The following is a 10,447-nucleotide window of genomic DNA, read 5'->3' on the forward strand; positions in this document are numbered from 1 at the left end:
CTTGGTGGCACCGGCGCGCGGCGATCAGTCAACGGCCTTGGCCGTTCCCCACCCCGCCCTCCCCCAATAGGGGAGGGAGAATTGGAGCGCGCTCCCGGCGCGACTTTCACGGTAAGCGATGGTTAGCGCTGATTCGGTCCCTGGTCAGGTCCGCCGTCCGGTCCGTCATCCGGTCCGTCGGGGCCGTCCCCGTCCGGTCCGCCGCGCTGGCCGTGCCGCGGGCCATCACGCCCAGGTTCGCGGTCCTGGTTGCCGCGGTGCTCGTCGCGTGACCCCATGGACTCGAACTGCTGCTTCTGCTCCGGGGTCAGGACGGCGGCGATGCGCTCCTTGACCGCGGTGCGGTCCAGATCCGGATTGGTCTGGCGCTCCACGAGGATGGCGCGGATCTGGGTGGTCTGTTCGGGGGTCAGGGTCAGCCGCTTGCCCATGCGCTCCAGGTGCCGATCCAGCCGCTTTTGCATCCGCGCGCTTTGTTCCGCACGCTGGGCGTCCGTCAAGACCCCCTCGATCTGCTTGCGGGTGTCGGCGTGCAGGCGCTGGGCGGCGGCGTGCTCTTTCTCGATGATGGTCTTGACCTGGGCCTGCTGCTCCGGGGTCAGGTTGAGCCGCTCGGTGAGCTGAGCGAGGTGCTTGTCGGGGCCGCCGCCGTGATCGCCATGCGGTCCGCCTTGGCCGCAAAAGGCGGCGGTGGCGCCGGTCGCGGTGGCGATACCGATGGCGATGGCGAGCAGGGTCCGGGGGGTGGTGAGTCTCATGGCGCTTAGTCTCTTATTGATGGCTGGACTGCGATGGGGGGCTGGCCGTGGCTGCGCCCCCGTGGGAGCAAAGACTACGCGGGGCAGTTGCAGCGGCGGTGCAAGGAATGCGTAAGAAGCGGGGAAGCCGGGGTTTGGCAACGGGTGCCTGGGGCAACACCTAACATGGAGAAGAGCAACCCAGGTCGCAAGTGGGCGGCGGGGGTGAAAAGGAGCGGGCGCGTCCCGCCTCCGCGGCCATTTCCAGGGTAACGGTCTTTTGTCATTCCGGTCGACAAGCCGCAGTCCTGCGCCACGGATGGGGGGCAGGCCGCCGGTCCTGTCCCGTAGGAGCGGCCCCCAGGCCGCGACCGGCTGCCGCCAGCGTTGGTGGCGGGAGTGATGACCAAGGCCCCCGACGGCTTCAAAACGTCTCCACCCAGGATGCGGCGTTTGCCAGGTTCCTAAGAGGCTCCCGGGTGGACCGCGTACGTCGCCCGTACTAACATGGCCAATCCGGACCCACACTCAGAGGTGCAGCATGGCATCCACCACGACCAGCGCCCCCCGCTCTGCCCGCTTGGGCCTGCGCGCCACCCCCGAACAGGAGCGGGTGCTGCGCCGCGCCGCCGAGGTGGCCCACAAGTCCCTGACCGATTTCATCCTGGACAGCGCCTGCCAGGCGGCGGAACAGACCCTGCTCGACCAGCGCCTGTTCCTGGTCTCTGGCGGCGAATATCAGGCACTGCTGGACCTGCTGGACTGCCCGGCCCAGGACAACCCGGGCCTGCGCGACCTGTTCTCCCGTGCCGACCCCTGGGATACCCCATGAGCCTGGGTGCCCCGGAGCCCCTGAATGCGCGCCACCGGATCGACACCTTCGACTGCGGCAAACCGGCGCTCGACACCTGGCTCGCGCGTTACGCCCGCCAGGCCCAGGCGAGCGGCTCGGCCAAGACCTTCATCGTGGCCGACACGGATCGCATCATCGGCTACTACAGCCTGACCGTCGGCCAGATCGATAGCCTCGACGCCCCGGCGCGGGTCCGTCAGGGGATGGGGCAGCATCCGATCCCGGTCGTCATCCTGACCCGGCTGGCCGTGTCGCGGCAGGACCAGGGTCGGGGCATCGGTCTTGCGCTGCTGCGCGATGCCATCCGCCGCACCCTGACCATCGCCGGGCAGGCCGGCATCCGTGCCCTGCTGACGCACCCGATAGACGACGCGGCGGTGCGCTTCTCTACCCGCTTCGGTTTCATACAGTCACCCCTGCACGAACAGCAATGGCTGCTCTTGCTCAAGGATGCGCGGCGCCTGCTCAGTGAGAAACCGGGAGACGTCAGCCAATCCAGACTTTAGTACCGTCCGCTGTGCGGACCAATGGCCTTGCTGGCCTCGATCATCGCCCCTGCCGCCGCCAGCCGGTCCAAGCTGGAGGTCGAGGCTTCAGCCGGACCAAGTCCGCAGAGAGACACTGTCCAGCGGCTAACGGCCATGGCAGCACACCAGTCGCCCCGCACGATGAAAGGCGTGCGTGGGAGCGGCTTCAGCCGCGACGAGGGCAGGGCAGCTTGCGAGATCGCGTCGCGGCTAACGGCCATGGTGCCCGTGCCACCCCGCAAGATGAAAGTGGCGGGCGCCTTGGCCGTTCCCCTCCCCGGCTCTCCCCCGATGGGAGAGGGAGAATTGGAGCGCGCTCCCAGCGCGACTTTCACGGTCAAGCCTCGTATCAACCACCGGCTGATAGGACTTAGGTGCGATTCAAGTCGCACCTACACTTGGTGCTCTGCCTATGCTTGGACATCGACTAAGGCGAACAAATCGTATTGACCTGGTCGCTGAATTGGCCGATCTCGGCGTCGCCATGCAGATAGATCACCTTGTATTTGCGGATCTCCGCCTTGCCGGCGACCAGCAGCGGGCGGCTGTCGATATAGGGCGACACGCTGCAGCGGTCCAGGCAGGTGAACTCGGTCTCCGTCTCGCGCTTGGAGAAGATCTTCACCCCGGTGCTGGGGCCTTTGCGGAACGACAGCTGGGTCTTTCCTGTGCCTAGGTCCAGCACCGTCAGGACGGGTTTCAGCGTCGTCGGATCGACCTTGCGCTCTGCGCCCTCAATGCCGAGCAGGGTGCCAATGGATGGGTTGTAACCCGGGGTGGCCTTGATGCGCTGTACTAATGGACGTACCAGCGTCAGGGCCTCCTCCCGGGCGGCCGTCTTGTCGGTGGTGGCCTGTTTGGCGAGGGCGGCGGCATGGTCGGCGCCGGCAAATTTGTCGTCGAGCTTCTGGTTAACGGCGCCAACTTTGGCCAGTTCTTCGTCGCTCAGGCCCAGAGCCGTCTTGACTGCGGGCAGCTGATCGGTGAAATGCTTAAACCAGCGCAGCAAGTCGCCATCTGTCGGGGGCAAATAAGATGTTTTTGGCATGGTTGCATTACCCATAGTTAGGTCATTCGAAAGACCCGTCGCGGCGCGACGGACCTTGCCTGCAGCGGCCGGGTCGGACCCTGCCGCTGCACCCGGCGACGCGCCGCACCAAGCCGGCTGCGCGCCGCGAGAGGATGATGACGCAGGTGGGAGGCGCGCCTGTGTGCGTAAGAGGGGCATTTGCGTGGGTAGGTGGAGCACATACGCACGCAGTTGGACCACTTACGTGCGTGGGTGGAGTACTTACGCGCGCAGGTAGAGCATTTACGCGCGCAGGCAGAGTATTCACGCGCGCGGGTGCCATGATTTCACGCCGCTGACCGGAACGATCATTACAAACAAAGAGATAAGGTATCGCGGAAAAACGATAAGTACGCGCGCAGGAGCGGTTCCTACGCGCGCAAGCGGCGCGCTTGCGCGTGCATGGGGACTGCTTGCGTGCCGGCGGCAGGCTTCTCAGTGCCGCGGGGTGTCGGGTCATTGCGCAGGGGGAGCCACTCAGCGCGCCACCGGGACGGCGTGCCGCGCAATCACCCTGGGTCCGCACCGAGCGGCCCCAGTTGCCCGACGAGATTGTGCTGCCTGGTTCCATCTCCCACCGCCTGCCACGTGGCAAGGTCTGCGATGATCAGCGTTCTGGTCACAGGGTCTGCGCTAGCACATACAGTATAGCTCGCCATTTGCATATGACTGGGATTTGGTGGCCAGGGTGAGCCTTGCTCACTGGTCGCCCTGAACGGCGACCTACACCTACGCGTGACCGGAACGACGAGCAAGGCCAACCCGCGCGAGGGCGGCCAGCGGTCCTGCGTCTTCTGCCACGACTGCCTCAGCCAAAGGCTTACAGCTCCGCCTCCAGTTCCTTCGGGCGCGGCCGGCCGAGTTTGGCGGTGTTTGGACAAAACCGCCCGTTGGCGCCGCCAAGCGGTACCGTCGTGGGCGATGAGGGCCGTGCGAGCGGTCGCTCCGATCGCCATCATCCCCGGCGACCCGCCGCGGAGGTTGTGCAACGCCTAGGGAAGCGCTGATTAATTCCGGATTTTGGTGTCGGCAGTCTCGCAACGTGCTGTTTCCGTTGCGTGGGCTTCAGCGGTTTCCGAATTAATCAGCGTTTCCCTAGCGGAACAGGTCGACACCGGGGAAACTCTCGGAGAGTGCGCCCGGCGCACATTGATCCGCACCTGCGCGCCGATTTTCAGGCGCTTAAACCGAATAGTTTCACACTGGGCGCGCGCCAGTTCAGTTCCCTGTAAGCCGAGCCGGCGCACGGCGTACAGCAGGACATAGGCAAAGGAGGAGAGTGTGCGCCTATACTGCTGATCAGAGCATGGGGCCCGCCTGCGGTCGCGACCTATCGGCAACGGTGGCCACAGGCAAATTGACGCTGACCCCAGCGATCTCCGCCAGCAGCGCATGCGGATCATTAAGGAAGGACTCGCTTTCATTCAAGACCGCATCCATGGCCAGCCTCATTCGTCCTTTCAGTGCGCACTCCCAGATCACCAGCACACGCCATCCCTCACGGGCGAGTGCCCGGCGGGCATCCGCATGACGCTCGCGGTTGGTATGCAGCTGCTGTTCCCAGAACTCGCTGCGCGTGGCGGGCAGAGAAAGGTCTGAGCTCCAGCCACATTTCCCGTCGCTGGCCCGTGCAAGCGTTCTGTTATTCAGCCGCCCAGGATACCCGGTAATGGAGGGGTGCCTATCTTTGTGGATGCTGCTGGCTCGCTCCCAGATGACGGCGAGTGCACTGTGTTACACTACTACTGCAAATCTGTGATGTGGTGCCAGCACCGGCATTAGTCTGGCCAACGATATCAAGGTTGTAGTTTCTCAGGGTCTTCTAATGTTGCTCATGAACGCAGGCACAGTGGCGCCTTGGGTTCGATCAAATGGGAGCGCGCCAGGGTGGAAAATAGAGATCAAGATATCCGCATGGCCGCATTTGCGCGATGTGCTTCCTTGATGCAAGAGTACAGCGGTGCGGTGCCTTGGGTAGCCATTCAGGAGGGTTTTGAATTTGAAGGTCGAAAGGTCTATCTCGGCAGCCGGCCGCGTGGCATCCACAAGCCGACCCAGATGTCGCGAGGCGTTCTCAGTATCAAGACGAACCAGCCAAGGATGGGCCGCAGCACCCGCTACGATGATGCGCTAAGTAGCGACGGCTATTTCTCTTATGCCTTCCAGGGGGTGGACCCGACTAGCCGCGACAACATCTGCCTAAGAGAGGCATTTGAAGATCAAGCGCCACTGATTTACTTCTACGGAATCAGTCCCGCGATCTACCAGATTCTCTTGCCGTGCTACTTGACGGGTTGGGATCCTGTGCGTTTGCACTGCACAATCGCCGTGGGTAGCCCGCATGAGATGGCCTTGCGTGAGCCAGGCCCATCGGCATACCGCATAGACCGCAGATACAGCACTATTGAGGCAAAGGTACGACTCCATCAGGCCGAGTTCCGCGAGCTCGTGCTGTCGGCGTACAGTCGGCGCTGCGCTATATCCGGACTACCGATCCCGGGTTTGCTGGAGGCGGCGCACATTATCGCGGATAGAGATGAACGCGGGCACCCGGAGGTTACCAATGGTTTGTGTCTTTCGACACTGCATCATGCCGCTTACGACAAAAACTTGCTTGGCATCGACGCCGATGGGATCGTTCACATTCCCACCGCCGTCTTGAAACAAAATGATGGTCCGACGCTTGAAAAAGCAATAAAAGCGTTCGACGGAGCCAGAATTCATCTCCCGCGCCATTCCGACGATAGACCAAATCGAGACTACCTGGCAGAAAGATTCGACTTGTTTCAGCGCAGCAATTCCTAGTGTTTGATGAGTTCGATGCGCTGAGACCGGGGCGTCTGCGCGCGGCGGCAGACCATGGGGTCGAGGCCATCGAGCGTGGCGATGACACCGAATTCGCTGAGGGCGAGCTGGCCGGCTTCGTGGGTCGAATCAAGCCGGCAGGACGCGGACGGACCGCGGGACAAATGGCGCCTGCGCCGCAACTGCCGTCGGGCCAATCAGTTTGACCTGGGTACCGGCCCTCCCCATGGGGGCCAAGATACCCTGATCCGATCCGTTGCGACCGTCAGGATGGCACCGGCCTCCAGCTCGCTGGCGTGGCACGCCAAGAGCTGCTGCATGAGCGCGATGCGAGCAGATGCGGGAACATCAGGGAGGCGAACGATGCCGCAATGCGGCTCGTCAGCGCGAAACACCAGTGCGGCAAAATCCGAATCGATGGTGACCAAGATCCGCGCCTCACGCCTGGCCCACTCCAACAGCGCCTGATCGCCCGGGTCCTGCCACAGCTCGGTGGCGTTGCGCACATCGTGGCCCTGGCCGCGAAGCCAATCGGCCAGTCGCTGGCCGGCACCACGATCGACGAGGAACCTCATGCCCCAAGGACCGCGATACGCTCGATCCGATCATGGGCGACGACCGCGTGGGCGTAGGCCAGGCAGGCCGTGATGTCGTCTGCTTCCAGACCGGGATAATCGTCGAGGATGGCGGCAGCGGTCTCACCTTGCGCCAGCAGCGAGAGGATCATTTCCACTGAGATCCTTAGGTCGCGGATGATGGGCTTACCACCGAATACGTCCGGGCGGGCGGTGATGCGCTGTAACAGGTCGTGTTGGTTCATTGGCTGATCCGCTCAGTTCTGGGTGGCTAGCGACGGGATTATGCACTCGGGAGACGGGGCGGTCATGAGCATCCTTGCTGCCATTGCTGTGGGGAACGCGAAGCGCCGGGCCACTGGGAGCGCCGCACTCCAGTGCGGCCCGGACTATCCGCAACACACAACATCGCGGTCGGTCGCGAGGGCCTTGATCGTTGCTCCGGCCACCCCGCTAGCTTCGGTGGGTCTCCGGCGGCTGAAAGATTGCCATCCCTGGCCTGCATTCCGGCTTTCCGGCCGGAATGACGGCTCGCCCCTGGCCGGAGCGATGACCAAAGCCGTCGCGAGGCTTCGCCGCACTGGGGTGCGGCGCTCCCTGTGGTCACGTCTTTGCTCGGAATGACGGGGACCTGTGCGGCAACCGTCGCTGACTGCTACTGGGTCTTTGGCCGTGCCGCGGCTATTCTATAAGTCCTTCAGGTCAGGCGACACGGTTACCGGAGTGCTTCCATTGGATCAGCAGTCAGCGTCGGGTGGCGGCAGGGGGGGCTTCGCGCTGTGGCTTGCGGGGGTGTCGCCGACGTGATGGTTAGAACTCCCTGCGTCGGTGTCTGCCGCATGGACCCGGAACTCGGCCTGTGCCTGGGGTGTTTTCGCACGCTGGATGAAATCGCCGTCTGGCCGCGGGCGGCGGATGACGTTAGGCTAGAGATCCTTGCGGCCGTTGCCCGCCGCCGCGAGGAGCACGATCCCTGGCAGGGCGATTTTCGATGTGACTGCGAGCACTGAATGAGCGACTTTGAACAATATTCCTGTATCGGCGTGTGTGAGGACGACCCCGTGTCCGGCTATTGCCAGGGCTGCGGCCGACCGCCGGCACCAGCCCCCGCGGTGACGGCCGTGCAGGCGCCACCGGCGACGGTGGTCGTCGCCGGCTCATCAGCTATTGCGGCCAATAGCAGCAAGGGCGATTCGTCGATTTAGGGCGCGCCGCCGCTCGCCAAGGCGGTCCGGGCCAGCATCACCCAGTAGCTGACACCGACCGGCAAGGCCTCGTCGTTGAAGTCATAGTGTGGGTTGTGCAGGCCGCCGCCGTCCGGGCCGTTGCCCAGCCAGACATAGCAGCCGGGCTTCTCGGCCAGCATGTAGGCGAAATCCTCGCCGCCCATCGAGGGTTGGGCGTCGCTGATCAGCCGTTCCTCGCCACACACCGCCGCGGCCACCCGGCGGCAGAGGGCGCTGGCCGTCGGATCGTTGACCGTCGGCGGAAAGCGTTGGTCATAGGTGACAGTGATTTGTGCGCACTGAGCGGCGGCGATGCCGTTGCACAGGCGCTCGATGGTGGCCTCCACGGCCGCCTGTACCGCGGGCTTGAAGGTGCGGATGGTGCCGCGCAGGACGACCTCCGCAGGGATGATGTTCCAGGCCTCGCCGGCATGAAACTGGGTGACGCTCAGCACCACCGGGTCGCACGGGTGGATGCTGCGGCTGACGACGGTCTGCAATGCCTGCACCAACTGGGCCGCGGTGACGATCGCGTCGACGCCCTGTTGCGGCATGGCGGCGTGGCAGCCGTCGCCCTGGACCCGGATCTCGAAGGCGCAGGTGCCGGCCATTACCGGCCCCGGCATCACCGCCATACAGCCCACGGGGACGCCGGGCCAGTTGTGCAGCCCATAGATGGCGTCGACCGGAAACCGCTCGAACAGGCCGTCCGCAATCATCAAGGGCGCGCCGCCGTCGGCCTCCTCGGCCGGCTGGAAAATGAAGACGACCGTGCCGTCGAACCCGGGATGAGCGGCCAGATAGCGGGCCGCGCCGAGCAGCATGGCGGTGTGGCCGTCGTGACCGCAGGCGTGCATCCGCCCGGGGTACTGCGAGCGATGTGCCGTGGTGTTGAGCTCGGTGAGCGGCAGTGCATCCAGGTCGGCGCGCAACCCGATAGCGCGCGGTGATGTGCCGGCGCGCAACACGGCGACGACACCGGTTTTCGCCAGACCGCGGTGTACCTCAAGCCCATATCCGGTCAGCTCGCGCGCCACCCGCTCGGCGGTGCGCTCCTCTTGGAAGGCCAGTTCCGGGTGGGCATGCAGATCGCGGCGCAGGGCCGTGAGTTCAGCGATGAAGGGCAGGTCGAGTACAGACATGGTAGGAATCCTTTGCGTTGATCTGGAACTCCGCGGAGAACATCTCCGCCAAGCGTGTGGGCACGGGCGATGTCACCTTCCTGGCCCGTTGCGCCATGTCGCCCGATGTCGACGGCCGCACCTTGCCGGTTGCCGGCAAGGCCGCAATTGACAATTATAGGCTGGCCTGAATGCATGGTGACGCGCAATGGCCGGCCCAACCCGCTTGTCTCGGCCTAAACCCAGCTTCGCCCGGCGCTCGGCATGATCGGTATCGCCAGTGCAGTAGTGGCCGTCCATGTGCGCTCAGCGTTCATTGCGGTGCCGGAACTCCCAGGGCGTCTGCTGTTCGCCCGGCCGTGACCAGATCCCCAACCCCGCCTTGCGCGCCGCCTGCTCGGCACGGTCGAACCGCGGGTCCTCGCAATAGTGCCGGTAGACCGCCGCCTGGCCGCTCGCCACCTGCTCCAGATTGAGCAGCGGGCGCCCCGGGCCGGTGCCGTAGACCTCCCCGACCGTGCGCCCGAAGCGGTCGGTTTCCAACCCCTCAAGCTCCACCCGGCGGGGGGTGATCGCCTCCAGGTGCCGCAGCGACCGCTTGCCCCAGGGGGTCTGCCCCCACTCGGGTGCATCGATGCAGTGCAGGCGGACTTCGAGTGTCTGGTCGTTACACCGCAGTTCCAGCGAGTCCCCATCGAGCACCCGCAGCAGGGTGCAGCTCAGGGGCTGGGCGCTTGCCGACCATTCCCTAGCCCAAGACGCCGTTGGCCATTGAGAGCCGACCCCGCAGAGGACCAGGGCGAGGACTCCGAGCCGGCGCGCGCGGGCCGGGGCTCGGTTCCGGGCGCCTAAGTCGCACATGGTTCGATCCTCCCGGGCCTGCTGCACCTTGACGGATAAGCGCGATACCATAACCCGAGGCGCCCCGCGGCGTCGCGCTCGGCCCACCGGCGGCCCGCCGCCCGAGCCCTTTGCAGTGAGGCTGATCTGATATCGGGAAACCCATTATGACGAGTGCCGTACGCTACGAAGATGACGTGGTCGTCTGGGCCGGCGAGCAGGCGCGCCTGCTCCGCGAGGGCCGGTTCGACCTGCTGGACATCGCACACCTGGCCGAGGAGATAGAGGACGTGGGAAAGAGCGAGCAGCGCGAACTGGCCAACCGCATGGCAGTGCTGCTGGCACACCTGATCAAGTGGCGGCACCAGCCTGGACGGCGGGGCGCAAGTTGGCAGATCACCATCCGTAATCAGCGCCGCGGCATCGCCCGTCGCCTGGACGAAACCCCGAGCCTGCGCCCCAAACTCGATCGGCCGGACTGGTGGGCGGGCGTCTGGGATGATGCCACCGCCCAGGCGGCGGAGGAGACCGGGCTTTCGGATTTTCCGGACACCTGTCCCTGGGACAAGCACGAAGTGCTGGATCAAGAGTGGCTACCCGAGGAGTGAACGGCGCGTCTGGCGTGGGGTGGACCGGGCCTTGACCACTGCGGCGCCATTCGTCGCGGCCTGGGGGCCGCTCCTACGCCGTAGGA

General features: G+C 65.0%; 14 protein-coding genes and 1 pseudogene. 7 read left to right on the forward strand and 8 right to left on the reverse strand.

What is annotated here, in order from left to right; genetic code table 11:
• Positions 1-122: 122 nt before the first annotated feature.
• Positions 123-758, reverse strand: a complete 636-nt coding sequence (locus tag QZY44_RS16505; protein WP_295448429.1) for a Spy/CpxP family protein refolding chaperone — start codon at positions 756-758, stop codon at positions 123-125.
• Positions 759-1,278: 520 nt separating this feature from the next.
• Here QZY44_RS16505 and QZY44_RS16510 point away from each other — a divergent pair.
• Both QZY44_RS16510 and QZY44_RS16515 read left to right on the forward strand, forming a co-directional pair.
• Entirely contained in the window at positions 1,279-1,569 is a 291-nt protein-coding gene (locus QZY44_RS16510) for a DUF1778 domain-containing protein (protein ID WP_295448430.1), read from the forward strand.
• Complete coding sequence (locus QZY44_RS16515; RefSeq protein WP_295448432.1) at positions 1,566-2,096, forward strand: GNAT family N-acetyltransferase; 531 nt, start codon at positions 1,566-1,568, stop codon at positions 2,094-2,096. Before QZY44_RS16510 ends, QZY44_RS16515 begins: the two co-directional genes overlap by 4 nt.
• A 448-nt stretch (positions 2,097-2,544) precedes the next feature.
• Here the strand turns inward: QZY44_RS16515 and QZY44_RS16520 are convergent, their stop codons facing one another.
• The 3 genes and pseudogenes from QZY44_RS16520 to QZY44_RS16530 form a co-directional block, all read right to left on the reverse strand.
• Positions 2,545-3,165, reverse strand: a complete 621-nt coding sequence (locus QZY44_RS16520; protein ID WP_295448436.1) for a hypothetical protein — start codon at positions 3,163-3,165, stop codon at positions 2,545-2,547.
• A 1,160-nt stretch (positions 3,166-4,325) separates the two neighbouring features.
• A pseudogene (locus QZY44_RS16525) lies at positions 4,326-4,526 on the reverse strand (transposase); the annotation flags it as partial.
• Positions 4,486-4,626 (reverse strand): hypothetical protein, encoded by a 141-nt coding sequence (locus tag QZY44_RS16530; protein ID WP_295448469.1) that lies wholly within the window; start codon positions 4,624-4,626, stop codon positions 4,486-4,488. The pseudogene QZY44_RS16525 and the gene QZY44_RS16530, both read right to left, overlap by 41 nt.
• Before the next feature lie 474 nt (positions 4,627-5,100).
• Between QZY44_RS16530 and QZY44_RS16535 the strand changes: the two genes are divergently transcribed.
• A complete protein-coding gene (locus tag QZY44_RS16535) occupies positions 5,101-5,991 on the forward strand; it encodes an HNH endonuclease (RefSeq protein WP_295448440.1) in 891 nt (296 codons plus the stop codon).
• Between the two features lie 197 nt (positions 5,992-6,188).
• On the opposite strand, the gene QZY44_RS16540 is transcribed toward QZY44_RS16535, so the two are convergent.
• Positions 6,189-6,566, reverse strand: coding sequence for a DUF5615 family PIN-like protein (locus QZY44_RS16540; protein WP_295448445.1), 378 nt, complete (start codon positions 6,564-6,566; stop codon positions 6,189-6,191).
• Complete coding sequence (locus QZY44_RS16545) at positions 6,563-6,811, reverse strand: DUF433 domain-containing protein (protein WP_295448448.1); 249 nt, start codon at positions 6,809-6,811, stop codon at positions 6,563-6,565. The genes QZY44_RS16540 and QZY44_RS16545 overlap by 4 nt, the downstream gene beginning before the upstream one ends.
• Before the next feature lie 561 nt (positions 6,812-7,372).
• Between QZY44_RS16545 and QZY44_RS16550 the strand changes: the two genes are divergently transcribed.
• Together QZY44_RS16550 and QZY44_RS16555 are read left to right on the forward strand one after the other, a co-directional pair.
• Positions 7,373-7,576 (forward strand): DUF1289 domain-containing protein, encoded by a 204-nt coding sequence (locus tag QZY44_RS16550; RefSeq protein WP_295448466.1) that lies wholly within the window; start codon positions 7,373-7,375, stop codon positions 7,574-7,576.
• On the forward strand, positions 7,577-7,771 hold the full coding sequence (locus QZY44_RS16555) for a DUF1289 domain-containing protein (RefSeq protein WP_295448451.1): 195 nt from the start codon (positions 7,577-7,579) through the stop codon (positions 7,769-7,771).
• On the opposite strand, the gene QZY44_RS16560 is transcribed toward QZY44_RS16555, so the two are convergent.
• A complete protein-coding gene (locus QZY44_RS16560; RefSeq protein WP_295448454.1) occupies positions 7,768-8,934 on the reverse strand; it encodes a M20 aminoacylase family protein in 1,167 nt (388 codons plus the stop codon). The genes QZY44_RS16555 and QZY44_RS16560 overlap by 4 nt on opposite strands.
• Before the next feature lie 17 nt (positions 8,935-8,951).
• On the opposite strand from QZY44_RS16560, the gene QZY44_RS16565 reads away from it, so the two are divergent.
• Positions 8,952-9,104 (forward strand): hypothetical protein, encoded by a 153-nt coding sequence (locus tag QZY44_RS16565; RefSeq protein ID WP_295448457.1) that lies wholly within the window; start codon positions 8,952-8,954, stop codon positions 9,102-9,104.
• Positions 9,105-9,219: 115 nt separating this feature from the next.
• Here QZY44_RS16565 and QZY44_RS16570 read toward each other — a convergent pair whose 3' ends face one another.
• A complete protein-coding gene (locus QZY44_RS16570; protein ID WP_295448460.1) occupies positions 9,220-9,774 on the reverse strand; it encodes a thermonuclease family protein in 555 nt (184 codons plus the stop codon).
• Positions 9,775-9,920: 146 nt separating this feature from the next.
• Between QZY44_RS16570 and QZY44_RS16575 the strand changes: the two genes are divergently transcribed.
• Positions 9,921-10,361 (forward strand): DUF29 domain-containing protein, encoded by a 441-nt coding sequence (locus QZY44_RS16575; RefSeq protein ID WP_295448463.1) that lies wholly within the window; start codon positions 9,921-9,923, stop codon positions 10,359-10,361.
• Positions 10,362-10,447: the final 86 nt, after the last annotated feature.

The organism is uncultured Thiodictyon sp. (genome assembly GCA_903837595.1).
Classification (GTDB): domain Bacteria; phylum Pseudomonadota; class Gammaproteobacteria; order Chromatiales; family Chromatiaceae; genus Thiodictyon.

Excerpts from the sequence above, each read along its gene's own strand:
- QZY44_RS16505 (WP_295448429.1), bottom strand. The coding sequence starts at position 758 with ATGAGACTCACCACCCCCCGGACCCTGCTCGCCATCGCCATCGGTATC.
- QZY44_RS16510 (WP_295448430.1), top strand. The coding sequence starts at position 1,279 with ATGGCATCCACCACGACCAGCGCCCCCCGCTCTGCCCGCTTGGGCCTG.
- QZY44_RS16515 (WP_295448432.1), top strand. The coding sequence starts at position 1,566 with ATGAGCCTGGGTGCCCCGGAGCCCCTGAATGCGCGCCACCGGATCGAC.
- QZY44_RS16520 (WP_295448436.1), bottom strand. The coding sequence starts at position 3,165 with ATGCCAAAAACATCTTATTTGCCCCCGACAGATGGCGACTTGCTGCGC.
- QZY44_RS16530 (WP_295448469.1), bottom strand. The coding sequence starts at position 4,626 with ATGGATGCGGTCTTGAATGAAAGCGAGTCCTTCCTTAATGATCCGCAT.
- QZY44_RS16535 (WP_295448440.1), top strand. The coding sequence starts at position 5,101 with ATGGCCGCATTTGCGCGATGTGCTTCCTTGATGCAAGAGTACAGCGGT.
- QZY44_RS16540 (WP_295448445.1), bottom strand. The coding sequence starts at position 6,566 with ATGAGGTTCCTCGTCGATCGTGGTGCCGGCCAGCGACTGGCCGATTGG.
- QZY44_RS16545 (WP_295448448.1), bottom strand. The coding sequence starts at position 6,811 with ATGAACCAACACGACCTGTTACAGCGCATCACCGCCCGCCCGGACGTA.
- QZY44_RS16550 (WP_295448466.1), top strand. The coding sequence starts at position 7,373 with ATGGTTAGAACTCCCTGCGTCGGTGTCTGCCGCATGGACCCGGAACTC.
- QZY44_RS16555 (WP_295448451.1), top strand. The coding sequence starts at position 7,577 with ATGAGCGACTTTGAACAATATTCCTGTATCGGCGTGTGTGAGGACGAC.
- QZY44_RS16560 (WP_295448454.1), bottom strand. The coding sequence starts at position 8,934 with ATGTCTGTACTCGACCTGCCCTTCATCGCTGAACTCACGGCCCTGCGC.
- QZY44_RS16570 (WP_295448460.1), bottom strand. The coding sequence starts at position 9,774 with ATGTGCGACTTAGGCGCCCGGAACCGAGCCCCGGCCCGCGCGCGCCGG.
- QZY44_RS16575 (WP_295448463.1), top strand. The coding sequence starts at position 9,921 with ATGACGAGTGCCGTACGCTACGAAGATGACGTGGTCGTCTGGGCCGGC.